Here is an 18,431-nt window from a genome sequence, read left to right as displayed (position 1 = left end):
ATCGAAAGGACTTGCGGCATGACCACGGTCGAGAACCGATCGGGAACGCGAGAGCTCGCGGGAAAACGAGCCCTGGTCACGGGTGGTTCTCGCGGAATCGGGGCGGCCGTCGTGCGGCGGCTCCTGGACGCGGGCGCCGAGGTGCTCACGACCGCCAGGTCGGCGACGAGCACGGTGCCGGAGGGGGCCACCTTCGTGCAGGCCGACGTGCGGACCCGGGCCGGCGCGGAGGCGCTCGCCGCGGCCGCGCAGGAGGCGCTCGGCGGGGTGGACGTCCTCGTCCACAACGTGGGTGGAGCGCGACCGCACAAGGCCGCTCTGGCCATTCCCGACGAGGAGTGGCAGGACGCGCTGGACCTGAACTTCCTGTCGTCGGTGCGGCTGAACTCGCTGCTGGCACCGGGGATGCGGGAACGGCGTTCGGGGGCGATCGTGCACATCTCCACGGCCGCGGTCGTCCCCCCGGCACCGCCGTTCCTGCACTACCAGGCGGCGAAGGTGGCGCTGGAGAACTACAGCCGGGGACTGGCCGCCGAGCTGGCCCCGTTCGGGGTCCGGGTCAACACCGTGAGCCCCGGCAGGACCGCCACCCCCGGCGGCGAGGCGACGCGGGAGTACTGGGCGAGCCTGGACCTCGGGCCGGGCGCGGTCGCAACCCCTCCGCTGGGGCGCGACGGTCAGCCAGACGACATCGCCCACGCGGTGCTGTTCCTCGTGTCCGACCGGGCGAGCTGGCTCACCGGGCAGGTTCTCGGCGTCGACGGCGGCGAGTTCCCGAGGGGTTGACAGGAAGATGGGTGTGTACAGCGACAAGAACGCAGTGATCACCGGCGGCGGCGCCGGTATGGGGTTCGCATTGGCGAAGCTGCTGGTGGACGGCGGAGCCCGAGTGGTGATCACCGGGCGTTCACAGGGCACGGTCGACGCCGCGCGGGACCTCGGCAAGAACGCGGTGGCCGTCCGGGGGGACGTGGCCTCACTGTCCGACCTGGATGCTCTGGCCCACCGGGTGCAGGAGGAGCTCGGCACGATCGATGCCCTGTTCGTCAACGCGGGCATCGCAGGCGCCACGCCCCTCGAGACCGTCACGGAGGAGGTGTACGACGAGATGTTCGCGATCAACGTCAAGGGCGCCTTCTTCACGGTGCAGAAGCTCGCCCCGCTGCTGAGCGCGGGCGCAGGCGTCGTGCTCACCACCTCGGTCGCGAACGCCATCGGCATGCTGGACACCAGTGTCTACGCGGCCGGCAAAGCAGCGGTGCGCTCGATGGCCCGCAGCTTCTCCCGCGAGCTGCTCCCACGCGGAGTCCGGGTCAACGCGATCAGCCCCGGTCCCATCGACACGGGGATCCTCGAGAAGACGATGACCGAGGAGGCCGCCGAGCAGTTCAAGGCGCAGGTGGTCGCGGACAATCCCATGCAGCGTTTCGGCACCGTCGAGGAGTTCGCCAGGGCGGCCGCATTCCTCGCCTTCGATGCCACCTACACCACCGGTGCGGAGTTCACCGTCGACGGCGGACGCACGCAGCTGTGAGAGGCCCGTCGGCCGTCAGGACACCAGTGAGATGGGAGCGGCGTCGTACCAGGTCTCCTGGCGCAGGAGTTCGCGCAGGGCCGTCTCCGCCGGGCCCGCGTGCTGCCGGACCACGGCGATGACGGGCTGGGACACGACCGGGAACACCGGGCGCACGAGGTGCTCGTAACCCTGGGGCACCGCGGAGGCGGGGACGAGCGTCACCCCCAGCCCGTGGGCGGCCCAGCGCACGGCCGTGGCCGTCTGCGACACGCGGGCGGCCGTGGTCGGGGGCAGCTCGTTGTCCCGCAGCACGTTCAGCAGCACGCCGTCGAGCGCACTGTCGCGGTCGAACCGCACCCACGGCTCGCCCTCCAGTTCGCGCAGCTCGACCCGGTCCGCGGCGAGCAGCCGGTGCCCGGTGCCCAGCACCACCACGAACTCCTCGTCGCCGATGTGGTGAGCGTCGGCGGGGCTCCGCTCGCACTTGGCCATCAGGGCGAGGTCCAGCACGCCCCGGCGGCACAGCCGGTCCAGCTCGGCGGAGCTGGGCTCCTCGAAGACGGTGACCTCCACCCGCGGGAAGCGGCGGCGCAGCGCGCTCAGCGCGCCCGGCAGCTGGCGCGTGCCGAAACCCATCTGCGCCGCGACCACCAGCTCGCCCACCAGGTCGTCGGCACCGGCGCGTGCCGTCGCCCTCGCCCGCCGCGCCGCGGTCACCGCGATCTCCGCCTCCCGCAGGAACGCGCGGCCGGCCACCGTGGGCACCAGTCCGCTCGGCGTGCGGGCGAACAGCTGCACGCCGAGCTCCCGCTCCAGGTTGCGGATCTGCTGGGACATCGACGGTTGGGCGACGTGCAGCCGCTCGGCCGCCGCCGTCACCGAGCCCTCCTCGGCAACGGCCAGGGCGTACTCGAACTGACGAAGGCTCATCGGTTCCCGTCCCTCCCTGCGGCGGACCGCGGTCCACCCCCGCCGCAACGCTGTAATCGTAGGTGTGGAAAACCCGATGACGTCGGCGGCCATCCCCGCGACCATGGCCGGCGTGGAGGAGGTCGAGGTCGTCGTCGCCCACCGCGAGCGCGCAACCCTTCGCGTCGGTGACGTGTTCCTGAAGATCGACGCCGACCAGGAGCTCACCGACGTCGAGGTCGAGGCGATGGCCATGGCGCCGATCCCGACGCCGCAGGTCCTGTGGCGGAAGCCGCCCGTGCTCGCGCTCGCCGCCCTTCCGGGCAAAGCGCTCGGCCGCCTCGGCGAGCCGTCGACCGCGTCGCCGGCGGCATGGGCGGCGGCGGGTGCGGCCGCACGGGTGCTGCACGACGCGCCGCTGCCGCCATGGCCCGGTCGGAGCGTCGACGAGTTGGCATCGCACCTCGACGGCGAATGCGAGTGGCTCGTCACCAACGGCGTCCTTCCGGCCGACGTGGTCGCGCGCAACCGCCGGATCGCCGAGGCTGCGCTCCGGCCGTGGACACCGGTGTTCACGCACGGCGACCTGCAGATCACCCACGTGTTCGTCGACGGGGACGAGATCGCCGGCGTGATCGACTGGTCCGAGGCGGCCCAGGGCGATGCCCTGTTCGACCTCGCCACCTTGACGCTCGGGCACGAGGAGCACCTCGGCGACGTCCTCGCCGGATACGGCACGGACGTCGACCTCGACGTGATCCGCGGATGGTGGTCGTGGCGGAGCCTGACGGCGGCCCGCTGGCTGGTCGAGCACGGCTTCGACCCGGCCTCGCCTGGCTGCGAGTTCGACGTGCTGAGGTCCCGGATGTGAGGCTCGCCCGGGCGCAGGCGTTCGCCGGCACTCCTCAGCCGGGGGCCTACCGGAGCGCCGCCAGTAGCTTCTCGAGGCTCTCCCACCTGACGGTCGGGCTGAGGCTGAACGTGAAGTAGGTGATGCCGAGCGCCTCGTGGAGCGACCGGATCCGGGCGGCCGCCGCGTCGACCGGACCGGGCAGGTAGGACACGGCTCTGCGCAGCTCGTCGTCGGGGACGCCCGGAGCGATGGCCCGGAGGATCGACAGGTCGTCGGGATCGTCGAGGCCGACCTGGAAGAAGCTGAACGCCAGTTCGACGTCGGCCGAGCGGTCGCCGGCCTTGTCCTGGAAGAACGCGACCCGCTCCGCGAGTTGATCGCGCGTGCCCGCGGTGGGGAAGGCGACGATGTCGGCGTGCCGGGCGGCCGCGGTCAGCATCCGGTCCCCCGTGCCGGCGATCATGATCGGCGGCGGGGTCTGGACGGGCGCGGGGATGTAGTCGGGGCCGGACAGCAGGCGCCGGATCTCGACCGCGTGCTCGATCACGAGGTCGACGCGCGCCCCGGCTCTCGGGAACGGCAGTCCTGCAGCTCGGAACTCCTCCTCGACGTAGCCGGTGCCGAGGCCGATCTCGAGCCGGCCGTCGGTGGCCGCGTCGACGGTGGCGAGGTCGCGGGCGAGCAACGCGGGGCGGTAGAACGACGCGTTGATGACCATGTTGCCGACCCGCAGCGACGGGGCGGCCTCCGCGATCGGGATCAGTGGTGGCAGCGGCGCGGTCATCCCCAGGTGGTCGGGCAGCAGGACCACGTCGAAGCCGATCTGTTCTGCGCGGCGGGCTGCCTCCTTCATCTGAGAGACCGGGCCGGTCACCGACAGACCGAAACGCAATGGGCGGGAAGTCACGTGATGACGATGCCCGCGAGCCGTCGGTGTTCGCGTCGGTGACAACCACCTACCCGGCTCGCGTCAGAGGTGCGGCGTCGGTCAGCTGCCGATGTCGGGGTGGTCCCTGAGCTGCCGGCGGGAGGTGAGGCCCAGCTTGCGGAAGATGTTGCGCAGATGGGCGTCGACGGTCCGTGGGCTGAGGAACAGCCTGGCGGCGACCTCGGCCGACGTCGCGCCGGTGGCGACCAGCCGGGCGATGGAAATCTCCTGCATCGTGAGCTGGTCGTAGGTGCGCCCGGACCGGCTGCGGGCCTTCTCGCCGCTGGCCCGCAGCTCGTCGGCGGCGCGCCGGGCGAAGGCCTCGAGCCCGGCCTCCGAGAGCAGGTCGTGGGCGGTGCGCAGGTGCCGGCGGCAGTCGCGCCTGCGGCCTTCGCGGCGCAGCCATTCCCCGTACAGGAGATGGGCCCTGGCCCGGTAGGGCAGCAGCGGGGTGTCCTGGAGGCGCTCGACGGCCTCCCGGTAGTGCTCCTCGACCCCGGTCGCCAGCCCGCGCGCGTACGCCGCGATACCGAGGCCCGATGCTGTTCCGCTGGCCTCGGTGCGCTCGGTCAGGGCCTCCAGCGCGGCGGCAGCGGTGCCCGGCTCGCCGCAGCGAACGGCCGCCTCCACCAGTTCGGGCAGGCTCAACCCGGCGGGCCCGAGGTCTTCGTGCGCCGTGGCCTGCCGGGCCGCAGCGAGCGCGGCCGGGTAGTCGGCCAGACCGTTGTGCAGCACGGCCGCCGCCCAGTGCACGTTGACGATCAGCTGCCCTCCACCGTGCGCGGTGGCCGCCGCGGTGGCCGTCCGGAACAGCTCGACCCCCTCCTTGCGCCGGCCCCGCATCGCGGCCAGGTACAGCCGCGGGTACAGCAGCGGGGGCAGCCCCGCCGCGTCGGCGATCGCCTCCTCCTCCGCGATCGCGGCCATCGCCTGCCCGAGGTCGCCGCTCAGCGCGGCGTGGGAGGTCGTCAGGGCGAGGCCGAGGCGCAGCACGAGTGGCGACCCCGAGTCGCGACCGGTCTTGACCAGCCACTCGATGACCGCCGCGTGGACGTCGGGATCCCACAGCTCCATGGCCAGCATCGAGGCGAGCGCGGGCCGGCGGGTCCACAGCGGACCGTCGTCGCCGTCGAGGACGGTCCGCAGCACCGGCGCCGCGGCCCGGTGCCCGGCGGTGGCCAGCAGGTCCAGCGCGTCCAGGACGTCCGGGGAGCGCGCCGGCTCCGCCGACCGCGCCGCCTCCAGGACCATCTCCAGCACGCCGGTGGCCCGGCCGACGACGAGGGCCATCTCGAGCGCGTCCAGGAGGTAGGCGCGGGACCGCTCCGGGTCCGGCCCCGCCAGTCGCCGCGCGGCGCGCAGGACGAACGCCGGGCCGTCGCGGTCGTGGTGCCGGACGAAGGCGATCTGGCCCCGCAGCCGGTCGAGGTGTGCGTGCTGGAGCTCGTCCAGGGCCGCGTTGTCGACCGTCGTGATCAGATCCGCGGCCCGGTCGGTGGCGCCGGCATCGAGGTCGGCCTGAGCGGCGGCGAGCGTCCGTTCGATCCGCGCGGCGCCGTCCAGCGACAGCGCCACCGCGCGCTCGAGGAACGCCGCGGCGGCCGCCACTCCCCCGCGCGACCGGGCGCGGGACGCGGATCGCTCCAGCTCCGCGGCGACGTCGTCGTCCGGGCCTGCGCTGGCCTGGGCGCGGTGCCAGGCACGCCGGTCCGGATCCAGGACCGGGTCGGTGACCTCGGCCAGCACGCGATGAGCCGTGCGGCGCTGATCCGCCGCCGCGGCCAGGTACACGGCCGACCGGGCCAGTGGGTGGCAGAAGCGGATGCGGTTGGAGAACTCGACGAGCCCGGTCGCGATCGCGGCCGCGCTGGTGGACTGCACGTCGATACCCAGGCGCTGCGCGGCCGGCCACAGCAGCGCGGGGTCGCCGGTCGGGTCGGCGCTCGCGACCGTCAGCAGCAGCCGCGCCGCCGCGGGCAGGTCGGCCAGCCTCGCCCGGAAGCTGTGCTCGATCCGGGTCGGTACCGAGGACGTCTCCGGCGGCGCGAACCCGCCCGCCCTGGGCAGCTCGCGCAGGGCCAACGGATTCCCGCGGGCCTCCGCCAGCAACCGGTCGCGCACCTGCTCGTCGAGCATCACGAGGCTTTCTGCAGCCAGGAACGCCCGCGCATCGGCATCGCTCAACCCGTCGACGACCAGACCCGGCAGCTCGTCCAGCTCACCGCCCGGGCCGGGCAGCCGGACCGCGAACAGCATGGCGACGGGCTCGGCACCGAGGCGCCGGGCGACGAAGGCCAACGCCCTCGACGACGCCGCATCCAGCCAATGGGCGTCGTCGACCACGCACAGCAGCGGACGGTCCCGGGCCGCGGACGCCAGCAGCTCCAGGGTGGCAAGGCCGATGCGGAACAGGTCCGGGGTGGCCAGGACCAGGCCGAACGCGACCTCGAGGGCCTCGCGGTGCGATGCGGGCAGGTCGGCGAGATGCCCGAGCACCGGCGCACACAGCTGGTGCAGGCCCGCGAACGGCAGCTCCGACTCGAACTCCGATCCGGCCGCTGAGACCACCCGGAGCCCTGAGCCCTTGGCGTGGTGCAGCAGCGCGCTCTTGCCGATGCCCGCCTCGCCGCGCAGGACGAGCGCACCGCCCTGCCCCGCCTGCGCGGCGCCCGTCAGCTCGTCGATGCGCCGGAGCTCGTCCTGCCTGCCGACGAGCGATCCGGCGGAGCGTGTCGAGGTCCGCACACCGCCGAAGGTAGTACCCCTCGATCACTCGGGCGCGTGGTCGGCCGAGTACGGCGTGGTCACGCCTTCATAGGCGAGATGCAAGATCATGCCGTTGGCACCGTGCTCGAAGTTGTGGCAGTGGTCCATCCAGATCCCGGGGTTGTCCGCGGTGAACGCGATCTCGAACACCTCACCGGGCGCCACGTTGAGCGTGTCGGTCCACCACGCGCCGCCCGCGGCCGGCACGCCGTTGCGCGACAGCACCCGGACCCGGTGCCCGTGCAGGTGCATGGGGTGGTCGACGATGCTGCGGTTGGCGATGCGCACCTTCACCCGCTCCCCCTCGACGACCTCGAGCGTGGGCACCGCCGGGTACAGGCGGCCGTTGATCGAGCTGCTGACGTAGCCGAACCCGCCCGGGCCGAAGCCGAACCCGTCGTCGAGCCGGAGGTCGAACGTTCGGTCGTGGTCGTCCGGGGCGGGCGCGGCGCCGGAGCCGTAGGTGAACGGGTCGAACAGCGCGCCGGTGGCCGGGGCGGCGGGGACGGCGGTACCACCGGGGCTGAGGGCGAGCGCGGCCGACGCGTCGATGGCCAGGGTCACCGGGCCGTCGGGCATCGTGAAGGTGAGGTCGTAGCGTCCGCCCGCGGCCAGCAGCAGGTCGGTGCCCGGGCCGACCGGAGCGGCGCCCTCGATCGGGTTGCCGTCGATGGCGGCGACGGTGAACGGGGTGCCGCCGACGTGGACCCGGTTCGGCTCCGCGGAGCTGTTGATCAACCTCAGGCGCACCTCACGGCCGGCCTCGACGGCCTGGCGGGTCGGCTGGTCGGCCCGGTCGAAGGCGGTGATCGCGGCGGCGGCAGCGGGCCACCGATGTGTGAAGAGGGTGCGCTCGAACCCCGCTGCTCCCCGCCCCGCGTCCTCGACGACCAGCGCTCCGAACAACCCCCGCTCGACGCTGCGCAGCGCATCCCGGTGCGTGTGGTACCAGAACGTGCCCGACCGGTTCGGGACGAACCGGTACACGTGCCGCCCTCCCGGCCGGACCGCGTTCTGCGTCACGCCGGGCACGCCGTCCTCCGCGTTGGGCACGTCGACGCCGTGCCAGTGCAGGCTCACGCCTTCCTCGACATCACTGTTGACCAGCGTCACCTCGACCAGCTGCCCCACCTCCGCGCGGATCTCGGGGCCGGGGGCGGTGCCGTTGAACAGGAGCGCGTCGGCCGCGTGGCCGGAGGCGAGGCGCACCTCCCCCCTGGCCGCGGTCAGCGTCACCCGGACATCCGGCTCCCGGTCGCGCGGGCCGGTGAGCTGATCCACGCTGATGCCACCGGCCGCGGAGTGGTGGTGCCCGGCCGCTGCCGCGTTCGCCTGGCCGGCCAGCGCCAACCCGACCGCGGGCACCAGCAGGAGCGCCACGGCGGGCCACGGCATGCGGGAGGCCCGGGAACCCGACCGACGCCACCGGCCCAGCGCCGCGATCGCCACCAGCGCCGCCGTCGAACCGGCGAGCACGAACCACGTGTCCTGCGCCCCGAACGGCACGAACAGCCACCAGCCCGACAGCAGTACCCCGGCCGCAGCAACCTGCGCGGCCGTCCTGCTCGGCCGCCGGACCGCCCATGCGACCGGCAGGACCGCCAGCGGGACCTGCACGACCAGCCGCGACTCGGCCAGCACGGTGCCGCCGGTGAGGATCAGGAGGGCGACGACCAGGCGCGCAGCCACCAGCGCCGCCATGATCGACAGCCACCGGCGTAGCCGCGCTGTGGGACCGGCGGCCCGCCGGCCGACGACGAGTCCGGCGATCATCGCCAGCAGGGCGAGGACCATGTCGGTGATGGCGAGCGGCTCGAACACCAGGACACGGTGGCCCCGGGCCGCGACCGCTCGCGTCGGCGAGAACCGCCTAACCCACGGCGCGCGCCACGCACGAGCCCCTGTTCAGCGATCCGCTGGTCAACGTGCTGTACGCCGGGGGTCGTTCTCGCGGAACAGGACCAGGTGCTCGTGGTAGAGGATGCCGTCGCGCACGTCACCGGTCGCCGTGAAACCCGTGTCGTCGACGTAGTCGAGGTGCGATCCGGCCACCGCGTAGCGGCCCGTGTACGCGCTCTGCCGGCTGCCGCGGGCCTCGTCGTAGCGTCCGTTCGGGAGTAGCTCCTGCCGGATGAAGCCGTCCGCGGTGACCCACATCCCCACGACGTCGACGTGCGCGCTCGGCGAGCTTTGATCAGTCATGATCCCAGCGTCCGGCCTTGGGCAATGCCGTGCCAGGGTGCAGTGGGACCAGGAACTGCGCACACACGAGTGGCCTCCCACGCACGTCGGATCGCGTGAGAGGCCACTCGCCGGCATCGGTCAGGCGACGAGCTTCCCGCCGCCGTTGCGGGCGAGCCGGCGGCCCTCCAGGACAGCCGCTACGGCGAATCCGCCGCCGCCTGCGACGGCGAGGACCCAGAACAGGTTGGGGACGGCGAGGAAGAGGGAGGCCGTCGAGGTCAGGGCGAGCCACGTGCCGAGGCCGTAGTGCAGGAGGTTGCGGCGGGCGGCGCCTTCCCCGAGGTAGAGCACACCCACGAGGAAGCCGGCCCAGGTCGGCCACAGGATCGCCTGCAGGTGGGGCAGCTCCATCTGGGCGGTGAGACCGGTGATGGCGAGGAACAGCGCGGCGAAGGCGCTGATCCACGACAGGCCCAGCAGCTTCCCGGAGAGGCTGTCGTGCGGGCCTGCGCCCCGCTGGGCACGGGTGGCGGCGACGCTCGCGAAGACGGTGCCGGCGGCGAGTCCGGAGCCGAGGAGGGTCATCGGCAGCCAGGCGGGCAGTGCGATCAGCGGGTCGGGTCCCATCGAGACGGCGGCGGCGCCGTGTCCGAGGACGTAGGCGAGCGCGAAGCCGGTGTAGGCCCCGCGGCTGTCGACGTCGGCGCCGGTGGCGGCGCGGGCGGAGACCGGAACGGGCAGGGCTGCGGCGGTCATGATCTCTCCGATACGAGGTGGTGCGGGGCCTCGGCGTCAGATGACGACGAGGCGGGACAGGGGTGCGGTGATCCGGTGGACGATGTCCGTCGGCCAGGGGAACGACGTGGCGACGGCGTACTGGTGGGCGAGACCGTGCAGGCCGACCCAGAGCGAGATCGCGTCGGCGCCCGGGTCGGCGCTGGTCGACCGGCCGGCCGCGACGCAGTCGGTCAGGGTCACGGTGAGGAGCAGCACCGCCTCGGCGACGAGGGCGGCCGGATCCTCCGCGTCGTGGGCGCCCGTGAACATCGCGCGGTACCGCTCGGGATGGCTGCGTGCGAAGTCGATGTACGCGCGGCAGGCGGCGACCAGCCGGAGGTGGGGATCCTCGCCTGCTGTGTCGGCGGCCGCGTGGATCCGGTCGGCGAGCTCGACGAAACCCTGCCGGACGACGGCCAGCACGATCGCCGGCCGATCTGGGAAGTGCGGGTAGATCGAAGGGGCGGAGATCCCGACCCGGCGGGCAACGGCCCGGAGGGTCACCGCCCGTTCGTCACCGCTCGCGTCGAGCAGTTCGGCCGCGGCGGCCAGGATCTCGGTGCGCAGCAGCCGCCCTTCTCCCCGGCGGCTCCTCGGCCGGACGCGGGCGCGGCGGGTGGCTGCCACGACGGTCACGCGTCCGGGACGATGACGACCTTGCCGGTGACGGTGCGCGACTCGGCCAGCGCGAGGGCGGACGCGGCCTGCGACAGCGGGAACCGTGCGGCGACCTGCGCGGTGAGGACGCCGTCGGCCAGTAGCTGCAGCACGTTGGTGAGGTCCTCACGCAGTCGGGCCCGGAAGGCGTCCACGCGCCGCCGGCGGCCGGCCCAGAAGTTGTAGAAGCTCGCGGACCGGCCGTTGGGCAGCAGGTTCCACACCATCAGCCGCGCGAACAGCTTCAGGACGGGGAGCTGGGAGTTGCCGTCCTCGTCCTTGGTGGCCGCGGTGCCGTAGGACACCAGCGTCCCGCCGCGGCGCAGCAGCCGCCACGACTCGACGATCCCGGCGCCGCCGACGTGGTCGAACACCGCATCCACCCCGTCCGGGGCGAGCTCCCGGATCCGCTGGTACATCTGCGGGTCGCGGTAGTCGACCGGGATCGCGCCCAGCTCACGCACCGCCGCGTGGTGACGGCTCGACGCGGTGCCGATCACGGTGATCCCGGCGTGGCGGGCCAGCTGCACCAGCGTGCTCCCGACGCCACCGTTGGCACCGAGCACCACGATGGTCGCCCCGGTGCGGACCCGGGCGGTCCGGTGCAGCATCTGCCAGGCGGTGATCCCGTTGACCACCACGGTCTCGGCGTCGGCGGAGTCCACGCCGTCGGGCACGGGCACCAGGTCGGCGGCGTCGAGCAGCTGGTGGGACGCCCAGCCCCCGATCTTGGTCGTCGCCGCGAACCGGTGCCCGACCAGGGTCGGGTCCACCCCGGGACCGGTGGCGGTCACGGTGCCGACGACGTCGTATCCGGGCACGAACGGGAACGCGGGCTGGTCGTAGTACTTGCCGCGGCGCATCTGCTGCTCGGCGAACGAGACCCCGGTGGCGTCCATCCGCAGGACGACCTGGCCCGCTGCCGGAGCGGGCAGGTCGCGGCGGCGCACCTGCAGGCCGCTCGGCTCGACCTTCCCCGGCAGGACGATCTCGGTGGTGTGCGTGGTGACGGTGGTGTGGTCCACGGCTGGCCCCGTTCCGGTCGCTGTGCTTACAGACGTAAGGTTACGCGCGTTTCCTTCCCGAGCGCAAGGCTAATCCGCATAAGTTTTCACGTGTAAGCTGACGGCGACCCCTGATCGGAGCCTGGATGACCGCAGTACCGAGTCGAGGACCGCTCCCCCGCTCGATCGACGTCGAGGAGCTCTTCGCCGACCCGGAGTTCGCCGTCCCGTCGATCTCGCCGGACGGGACGAGGATCGCCTACCTGGCACCGGAGTACGGGCGGCGCAACGTGTGGGTGCGCGGGATCGAGCAGGGGCACGAGGACGCGGTGTGCGTCACGCACGACGCCCGGCGCGGTATCACGACCTACTACTGGACCGACGACCCGCGCTGGCTGCTGTACCTGCAGGACACCGACGGCAACGAGGACTGGCACCTCCACCGGGTGGACCTGGACGCGCCGGACGCGCCGGCGGTCGACCTGACGCCGATGCCGCCGGGCGCACGCGTGTTCGGCGCCGACCCGCTGGCGTCGGCGCCCGGGAGCGTGCTGGGGACCGGCCTCGCATCGAGGTGCTGGACCCGCACTTCGCCGAGGTCTACGCCGAACTGTCGAAGCTCTCCGACGGCGTGCTGGGCACGCTGTCGTCGGACGAGTCGGAGCGGCGGCGGGTCGCGACGTTCATCCACGACCGCGACCCGGCGGTGACCTGGTTCTACGACCACGACACGGGAGAGCGCCGGCTGCTGTTCCGCGCGTACCCACGCCTGGACCCGGCGGACCTGGCCCCGATGACGGCGGTCCACTTCCCGGCCCGCGACGGGCTGCCGCTGCACGCGTTCCTCACGCTGCCCGTCGACGTCGAGCCGCGGGACCTGCCCATGGTGCTGCTGGTGCACGGCGGACCGTGGACCCACGACACGTGGGGCTACAGCCCGCAGGCGCAGTTCCTGGCCAACCGCGGCTAGCGGTCCTGCAGGTCAACTTCCGCGGCTCGACGGGCTACGGGAGACGGCACACCACCGCCGCGATCGGCGAGTTCGCCGGGAAGATGCACGACGACCTGCTCGACGCCGCCGACTGGGCGGTGGCGCAGGGCTACGCCGACGCGGGCCGCATCGGCATCTTCGGTGGCTCATACGGCGGTTACGCCGCGCTCGTCGGCGTCACGGTCACCCCGGACCGCTTCGCCGCCGCGGTGGACTACGTGGGCATCTCGAACCTGGCGAACTTCGTGCGCACCCTGCCGGCGCTCACCAGGCCCTACAACACCAACAGCTGGTACCGCTACGTCGGCGACCCGGAGGACCCCGCCCAGGAGGCGGACATGATGGCCCGCTCACCCATCACCATGGCCGGCCGGATCCGCACCCCGCTGCTGGTCGCGCAGGGCGCCAACGACGTCCGCGTGGTGCAGGCCGAGTCCGACGACATCGTCGAGTCCCTCCGGGACCGCGGCGTACCGGTCGAGTACATCGTCGCGGAGGACGAGGGCCACGGCTTCGACAACCCCGAGAACCAGTTCCGCCTGTACCGCGCGATCGAGCAGCACTTCGCCGAGCACCTCGGCGGCCGGGCGAAGTGATCCGTGACGATCCTGCGCGTCGGCGAGCCCGCGGCCGGCTTCGGCCATCACGGGCTGCGCCGCCGACCGCAGCGCTACCCGGCGGACGAGTTGGCCATGTCGAGGGCGACGTCGACGATCATGTCTTCCTGGCCGCCGACCAGGCGGCGCCTCCCGACCTCGAGCAGGACGTCGCGGGCGTCGAGGCCGTGGTCGGCGGCGGCGCGTTCGGCGTGGCGCAGGAAGCTGGAGTAAGCGCCGGCGTAGCCGAGGGTGAGGGTCTCGCGGTCGACCCGGACGGGGCGGTCCTGCAGCGGGCGGACGAGGTCGTCGGCGGCGTCCTGCAGGGCGAACAGGTCGCAGCCGTGCTCCCAGCCGTGCAGGTTCGCGACCGCGACGAAGGCCTCGATCGGGCAGTTGCCTGCGCCTGCGCCCTGCCCGGCGAGCGATGCGTCGACGCGGGTGACGCCCTCCTCGACGGCCACGACGGAGTTCGCCACCGACAGCGACAGGTTCTCGTGGGCGTGGATGCCGATCTGGGTGCCTGCGTCGAGCACGTCGCGGTAGGCGCGGACGCGGTCGCGCACGTCGGTCATGGTCAGCCGGCCACCGGAGTCGGTGACGTACACGCAGTGCGCCCCGGCCTCCTCCATCAGCTTGGCCTGCTTCGCCAGCTCGGCGGGCGGGGCCATGTGGGACAGCATGAGGAACCCGGCCACGTCCATGTCCAGCTCGCGGGCGGTGGCGATGTGCTGGGCGGCGATGTCCGCCTCGGTGCAGTGGGTCGCGATCCGCACCGAACGCACCCCGAGCTCGTGGGCCCCGCGCAGGTCGGCGACCGCGCCGATGCCCGGCAGCAGCAGCGTGGTCAGGCGCGCCTTCTGCACCACGTCGGCGGCCGCGGCGATCCACTCGCCGTCGGTGTTGCTGCCCGGCCCGTACGTCAGGCTCGCGCCGGCGAGGCCGTCGCCGTGGGAGACCTCGATCGCGTCCACCCCGGCCGCGTCCAGCGCCGCGGCGATCCTGCGGACCTGGTCGGGGTGCAGGCGGTGGCGGATGGCGTGCATCCCGTCCCGCAGGGTCACGTCCTGGACGTAGAGCGCGGTGGTGGTCGTCGGGGTGCTCACAGCGCGGCTCCCACGGGTCGGGCGGCGAGCAGCTCGCCGGTGCGCAGCGCGGCCGACGTCATGATGTCCAGGTTCCCGGCGTAGGCCGGCAGGTAGTGGGCGGCGCCCTCGACCTCGAGGAACACCGTCACCTGCCACACCGGCCGCGGTCCGCCCCGCCCGATCAGGGTGTCGAGCGGCTCGTCCGCCGGGACCGGGGTGACCTGCACGGCCTGCTTGAGCCGGTAGCCGGGCACGTACCGGGCCACCTCGGCGACCATGCCCACGACACTCGCCCGGATCGCGTCCGGCTCGCCACCGTCGACCAGGCACAGCACCGTGTCCCGCATGATCATCGGCGGCTCGGCCGGGTTCAGCACGATGATCGCCTTGCCGCGGTCCGCTCCCCCGACCACCTCGATGGCCCGCGCGGTGGTCTCGGTGAACTCGTCGATGTTCGCCCGGGTCCCCGGACCGGCGGACCTCGATGCGATCGAGGCGACGATCTCGGCGTAGCGCACGCGTGCAACCCGCGACACCGCCGCCACCACGGGGATCGTGGCCTGCCCGCCGCAGGTCACCATGTTGACGTTGCGCGCGCCGGCGTGCTCGTCCAGGTTGACCGCCGGCACCACGAACGGGCCGATCGCCGCCGGGGTGAGGTCCACCAGGACCTTCCCGTGCGGCTCGAGCCTCGCCGCGTTGGCGACGTGGGCCTTCGCCGAGGTCGCGTCGAACACGATCCCGATCTCGTCGAACCCGGGCATCGCGACCAGCCCGTCCACGCCGTCGGCGGTGGCCGGGATGCCCAGCCGGCGCGCCCGCGCCAGCCCGTCGGAGCCGGGGTCGATCCCGACCATCGCGCCCATCTCCAGGGTCTGCGACAGCCGGAGCACCTTCAGCATCAGGTCGGAGCCGATGTTGCCCGACCCGATGATCGCCACCTTGGTCCGGCTCACGTGAAGCTCGCCCGTACCGTGCCCAGGCCGGACAGCTCCGCGGCGAACGCGTCACCCGGCCCGACCGGCACCATCGGGCCGAGCGCGCCGGACAGCACGACGTCACCCGCGCGCAGCGGCGCACCCAGCGCGGCCGCGGTGCGGGCCAGCCACACCAGCGCGTTGACCGGATCCCCCAGGCAGGCCGCGCCCGAGCCGGTGCTCGCCATGCTCCCGTCCGCCCGGGTCATGGTCATCTCGACCGTGGTCAGGTCCCGATCGCCCAGCGGCCCGGTGCTGTCCCCGAGGACGTAGAGCCCGCTGGAGGCGTTGTCCGCGACCGTGTCGACGAACGTGATGTCCCAGCCCGCTATCCGGCTGTCGACGATCTCCAACGCCGGCACCACCTCGCCCACCGCCGCCCGCGCTGCAGCCACGTCCACGTCACCGTCGAGATCGGCGGCGAGCACGAACGCGATCTCGGCCTCGATCCGCGGCTGCAGCAGGCGACCGCGGTCGATGGGCCGGTCCTGCGAGCAGGCCATGTCCTCGAAGAGCACCCCGAAGTCGGGTTGGTCCACCCCCAACTGGGCCTGCACCGCAGGCGACGTGAGCCCGATCTTGCGACCGGCGACCCGCCCGCCGTCCAGCACCCGGGCACGCGTCAGCAGCTCCTGCACGGCGTACGCGGTGGCCACCGACGTGTCCGGCAGGAGGTCGCGCACCGGCGGGCAGGGCACCCGCGTGCGCTGCGCGTCGCGCAACCGCTCCGCCGCCGCGCGCACCCCGGCGTCGATCGTGCTCGCTGAAGTCATGCCTGGACTCTCGCACCGCGACCCCGCCACGATGGAGCCGTGCATTCCGTGGAGCGGAACGGTCCGGTGCTGTCGATGGTGGGGCGGGCGTTCACCCTGCTCACCGCGTTCCGCCCCGGCGACGGCGAGCTCGGCCTGGCCGAACTGTGCCGCCGCACCGCGATCGCCAAACCCACCGCCCACCGCCTCCTCGGCGAGCTCGCCGGTTGGGGCGTCGTCGAGCGCACCGACACCGGCACCTGGCGGCTCGGTCTGCGCCTGTTCGAGCTCGGCCAGCTCGTGCCCCGCCAGCGCGACCTCCTGGACGTCGCCGCACCGTTCCTCGCCGACCTGTTCGAGGCCACCCGCGAGACCGTCCACCTCGCCGTCCTCGACGGCACCGACGTCGTCTACGTCCAGAAACTCACCGTCAGCGGCAGCCCCGAGATCCCGTCCCGCCTCGGCGGACGCATGCCCGCCCACTGCACCGGCGTCGGGAAAGCGCTGCTCGCCTTCGGCCCACCCGAGCGCCTGGCGACCGTCATCGCCGCCGGTCTGCAGCGCCGCACCCCCCGCACCGTGATCGCCCCCGGCCTCCTGCGCGCCGAGCTCGAAACGATCCGCCGCACCGGCATCGCCGAGGAACACGAGGAGTCCGCACGGGGGATCGCCTGCGTCGCAGCCCCCGTACTCGACACCGGCGGCCACGCCGTCGCCGCCCTGTCGATCACCGGATGGGCCAACCGGCTCCACCCCCACCGCCTGGCCCCCGCGGTACGCACCGCCGCGCTGGGGATCTCCCGCGCACTCCGCCCCACCACCTACCCCTGAGTCCGGCGCCGACCTGCCGCTGCCGCTCAGCGACGCAGGCGGGCGTTGAGCCGAGCGGCCTGGCGCGTCAGGTGGGCGCGCTCGGCGAGGTTGGGCGCCTTCTCGGCCGCCTCGACGTACAGCCGCGCCGCCCTCTCCAGATCGCCGTCGCGCTCGTGGAGGTACGCCGCCACCGCGGTGTGGCGGGGCAGCGAGTCGTCCAGCGCCGCGAGTGCCGCCAGCCCGGCGCGCGGTCCCTCGGCCTCGCCGACCGCCACCGCGCGGTTGAGCCGCACGACCGGGCTGTCGGTCAGGCGCGCGAGCTCGTCGTACCACTCGACGATCTGCACCCAGTCGGTCTCCTCGGCGGTGGGCGCGTCGGCGTGGAGGGCCGCGATGGCGGCCTGGGCCTGGAACTCGCCCAACCGGTCGCGGGCGAGGGCCGCCTGCAGGATCTCGACGCCCTCGGCGATCGACGCGGTGTCCCAGCGGCTGCGGTCCTGCTCGGCGAGCGGCACGAGGCTGCCGTCGGGAGCGGTCCGGCTGGCGCGCCGGGCGTTGTGGAGCAGCATGAGGGCGAGCAGCCCCGCCACCTCGGGGTGGTCGATCGCGGCGGCGAGCTGCCGGGTGAGCCGGATGGCCTCTGCGGCGAGGTCGACGTCGCCGGAGTAGCCCTCGTTGAAGACCAGGTACAGGACGCGCAGGACGGTGGCGACGTCGCCGGGCTGGTCGAACCGCACGCTCGCGACGGTGCGCTTGGCCCGGCTGATGCGCTGCGCCATCGTCGCCTCGGGCACCAGGTAGGCCTGGGCGATCTGGCGGGTGGTCAGCCCGCCGACGGCGCGCAGCGTGAGCGCGACCGCGGACGACGGCGTCAGCGACGGGTGGGCGCACAGGAAGTACAGCTGGAGCGTGTCGTCCACCGCGGTGGCGGGCCCGGGCGCAGGCTCCTCGTCGACGAGGTCCTCACGCCTGCGGCGGGCGGCTTCGGTCCGGGTCGCGTCGAGGAACTTCCGCCAGGCCACGGTGACCAGCCAGGCCTTCGGGTCCCGTGGCGGGTCGGCCGGCCAGACGCGGATCGCCTCGACCAGCGCGTCCTGCACCGCGTCCTCGGCCGCCGCGAAGTCGGCTCCGCGTCGGACGAGGATGCCGAGCACGCTCGGCGTGAGGCTCCGCAGCAGGACTTCGTCCACCCGAGAGGTCACTCCGTGATGGTGAACGGCGCCGGGTAGAACGGGCGAACCTCGAGCCACTCGTGGATCGGCTTCCCGCCCGCCCCCGGGGCCGCCGACAGCTCCCCGGCCAGCTCGAGGGCGCGCTCGTAGCTGTCGACGTCGATCACCGTCCACCCGGCGATGAGGTCCTTGGTCTCGGCGAACGGGCCGTCGGTGACCGGCGGTCGCCCCTCGCCGTCGTACCGGACGAACGTACCCCCGGGGGTGAGCGCCTGGTGTTCGACGAACTCGCCGCTCTCCTGGAGCCGGGCCGCGAAGTCGTCCATGTACCGCACGTGCGCGGTGATCTCCTCCGGCGTCCACTGGTCCATGGGCACGTCGTTCACGGCCGCCGGAGCGCCGCGGTAGTGCTTGAGAAGCAGGTACTTGGCCATCGGGTTCCTCCTCG

Annotated in this window: 19 protein-coding genes; 6 read left to right on the top strand and 13 right to left on the bottom strand. The window is 73.3% G+C overall.

The features are described from left to right. The first annotated feature begins 18 nt into the window (after positions 1–18). Together FB388_RS04820 and FB388_RS04815 are read left to right on the top strand one after the other, a co-directional pair. Positions 19–786 carry an oxidoreductase gene (locus FB388_RS04820; protein ID WP_142097421.1) on the top strand — a complete coding sequence of 256 codons (768 nt, stop codon included), beginning with the start codon at positions 19–21 and terminating at the stop codon, positions 784–786. Positions 787–793: 7 nt separating this feature from the next. Beyond that, positions 794–1,534, top strand: a complete 741-nt coding sequence (locus FB388_RS04815; RefSeq protein WP_142097419.1) for an SDR family oxidoreductase — start codon at positions 794–796, stop codon at positions 1,532–1,534. A gap of 15 nt (positions 1,535–1,549) precedes the next feature. Here the strand turns inward: FB388_RS04815 and FB388_RS04810 are convergent, their stop codons facing one another. After that, entirely contained in the window at positions 1,550–2,446 is an 897-nt protein-coding gene (locus tag FB388_RS04810) for a LysR family transcriptional regulator (RefSeq protein ID WP_142097416.1), read from the bottom strand. A 76-nt stretch (positions 2,447–2,522) separates the two neighbouring features. On the opposite strand from FB388_RS04810, the gene FB388_RS04805 reads away from it, so the two are divergent. Next, positions 2,523–3,296 (top strand): phosphotransferase, encoded by a 774-nt coding sequence (locus FB388_RS04805; RefSeq protein WP_246121617.1) that lies wholly within the window; start codon positions 2,523–2,525, stop codon positions 3,294–3,296. Positions 3,297–3,342: 46 nt separating this feature from the next. Here FB388_RS04805 and FB388_RS04800 read toward each other — a convergent pair whose 3' ends face one another. The 7 genes from FB388_RS04800 to FB388_RS04770 all read right to left on the bottom strand — a co-directional run bounded on the left by FB388_RS04800 (position 3,343) and on the right by FB388_RS04770 (position 11,615). Beyond that, on the bottom strand, positions 3,343–4,185 hold the full coding sequence (locus tag FB388_RS04800; RefSeq protein WP_142097413.1) for a TIGR03621 family F420-dependent LLM class oxidoreductase: 843 nt from the start codon (positions 4,183–4,185) through the stop codon (positions 3,343–3,345). 81 nt (positions 4,186–4,266) lie between these two features. Further along, on the bottom strand, positions 4,267–6,951 hold the full coding sequence (locus FB388_RS04795; protein WP_142097410.1) for an AAA family ATPase: 2,685 nt from the start codon (positions 6,949–6,951) through the stop codon (positions 4,267–4,269). Between the two features lie 24 nt (positions 6,952–6,975). After that, positions 6,976–8,793: a multicopper oxidase family protein gene (locus FB388_RS04790; protein ID WP_142097408.1), complete on the bottom strand. Its 1,818-nt coding sequence runs from the start codon at positions 8,791–8,793 to the stop codon at positions 6,976–6,978. 99 nt (positions 8,794–8,892) lie between these two features. Then, positions 8,893–9,174, bottom strand: coding sequence for an Atu4866 domain-containing protein (locus tag FB388_RS04785; protein ID WP_142097405.1), 282 nt, complete (start codon positions 9,172–9,174; stop codon positions 8,893–8,895). Positions 9,175–9,294: 120 nt separating this feature from the next. Beyond that, positions 9,295–9,912: an ABC transporter permease gene (locus FB388_RS04780; RefSeq protein WP_142097401.1), complete on the bottom strand. Its 618-nt coding sequence runs from the start codon at positions 9,910–9,912 to the stop codon at positions 9,295–9,297. 36 nt (positions 9,913–9,948) lie between these two features. Beyond that, entirely contained in the window at positions 9,949–10,569 is a 621-nt protein-coding gene (locus tag FB388_RS04775; RefSeq protein WP_211361768.1) for a TetR/AcrR family transcriptional regulator, read from the bottom strand. Further along, complete coding sequence (locus tag FB388_RS04770; protein ID WP_142097398.1) at positions 10,566–11,615, bottom strand: medium chain dehydrogenase/reductase family protein; 1,050 nt, start codon at positions 11,613–11,615, stop codon at positions 10,566–10,568. Before FB388_RS04770 ends, FB388_RS04775 begins: the two co-directional genes overlap by 4 nt. 553 nt (positions 11,616–12,168) lie before the next feature. On the opposite strand from FB388_RS04770, the gene FB388_RS40190 reads away from it, so the two are divergent. Further along, entirely contained in the window at positions 12,169–12,564 is a 396-nt protein-coding gene (locus tag FB388_RS40190) for an alpha/beta hydrolase family protein (protein WP_246121615.1), read from the top strand. Continuing rightward, a complete protein-coding gene (locus FB388_RS40185; RefSeq protein ID WP_246121613.1) occupies positions 12,519–13,181 on the top strand; it encodes an alpha/beta hydrolase family protein in 663 nt (220 codons plus the stop codon). The genes FB388_RS40190 and FB388_RS40185 overlap by 46 nt, the downstream gene beginning before the upstream one ends. Before the next feature lie 74 nt (positions 13,182–13,255). On the opposite strand, the gene dmpG is transcribed toward FB388_RS40185, so the two are convergent. Genes dmpG through FB388_RS04750 form a run of 3 tightly spaced genes read right to left on the bottom strand, consistent with a single transcriptional unit; the run spans position 13,256 to position 16,019 of the window. Continuing rightward, positions 13,256–14,287: a 4-hydroxy-2-oxovalerate aldolase gene (gene dmpG, locus FB388_RS04760; RefSeq protein WP_246121611.1), complete on the bottom strand. Its 1,032-nt coding sequence runs from the start codon at positions 14,285–14,287 to the stop codon at positions 13,256–13,258. Further along, a complete protein-coding gene (locus tag FB388_RS04755; protein WP_170225469.1) occupies positions 14,284–15,225 on the bottom strand; it encodes an acetaldehyde dehydrogenase (acetylating) in 942 nt (313 codons plus the stop codon). The genes dmpG and FB388_RS04755 overlap by 4 nt, the downstream gene beginning before the upstream one ends. Further along, a complete protein-coding gene (locus FB388_RS04750; protein WP_142097395.1) occupies positions 15,222–16,019 on the bottom strand; it encodes a 2-keto-4-pentenoate hydratase in 798 nt (265 codons plus the stop codon). Before FB388_RS04750 ends, FB388_RS04755 begins: the two co-directional genes overlap by 4 nt. A gap of 75 nt (positions 16,020–16,094) precedes the next feature. Between FB388_RS04750 and FB388_RS04745 the strand changes: the two genes are divergently transcribed. Continuing rightward, positions 16,095–16,829, top strand: a complete 735-nt coding sequence (locus tag FB388_RS04745; RefSeq protein ID WP_142102583.1) for an IclR family transcriptional regulator — start codon at positions 16,095–16,097, stop codon at positions 16,827–16,829. A 26-nt stretch (positions 16,830–16,855) separates the two neighbouring features. On the opposite strand, the gene FB388_RS04740 is transcribed toward FB388_RS04745, so the two are convergent. After that, a complete protein-coding gene (locus FB388_RS04740) occupies positions 16,856–18,001 on the bottom strand; it encodes an RNA polymerase sigma factor (protein WP_142102582.1) in 1,146 nt (381 codons plus the stop codon). An 8-nt stretch (positions 18,002–18,009) separates the two neighbouring features. Continuing rightward, complete coding sequence (locus FB388_RS04735; protein WP_142097392.1) at positions 18,010–18,417, bottom strand: YciI family protein; 408 nt, start codon at positions 18,415–18,417, stop codon at positions 18,010–18,012. Positions 18,418–18,431: the final 14 nt, after the last annotated feature.

This window comes from Pseudonocardia cypriaca, assembly GCF_006717045.1.
Classification (GTDB): domain Bacteria; phylum Actinomycetota; class Actinomycetes; order Mycobacteriales; family Pseudonocardiaceae; genus Pseudonocardia; species Pseudonocardia cypriaca.
This window is presented reverse-complemented; position numbering and strand designations above follow the sequence as displayed.

Bases quoted from the DNA above. Each gene is read 5' to 3' on its own strand.
- FB388_RS04805 (WP_246121617.1), top strand. From the start codon at position 2,523: ATGACGTCGGCGGCCATCCCCGCGACCATGGCCGGCGTGGAGGAGGTC.
- FB388_RS04785 (WP_142097405.1), bottom strand. From the start codon at position 9,174: ATGACTGATCAAAGCTCGCCGAGCGCGCACGTCGACGTCGTGGGGATG.
- FB388_RS04815 (WP_142097419.1), top strand. From the start codon at position 794: ATGGGTGTGTACAGCGACAAGAACGCAGTGATCACCGGCGGCGGCGCC.
- FB388_RS04780 (WP_142097401.1), bottom strand. From the start codon at position 9,912: ATGACCGCCGCAGCCCTGCCCGTTCCGGTCTCCGCCCGCGCCGCCACC.
- FB388_RS04735 (WP_142097392.1), bottom strand. From the start codon at position 18,417: ATGGCCAAGTACCTGCTTCTCAAGCACTACCGCGGCGCTCCGGCGGCC.
- FB388_RS04810 (WP_142097416.1), bottom strand. From the start codon at position 2,446: ATGAGCCTTCGTCAGTTCGAGTACGCCCTGGCCGTTGCCGAGGAGGGC.
- FB388_RS04745 (WP_142102583.1), top strand. From the start codon at position 16,095: ATGGTGGGGCGGGCGTTCACCCTGCTCACCGCGTTCCGCCCCGGCGAC.
- FB388_RS04820 (WP_142097421.1), top strand. From the start codon at position 19: ATGACCACGGTCGAGAACCGATCGGGAACGCGAGAGCTCGCGGGAAAA.
- FB388_RS04750 (WP_142097395.1), bottom strand. From the start codon at position 16,019: ATGACTTCAGCGAGCACGATCGACGCCGGGGTGCGCGCGGCGGCGGAG.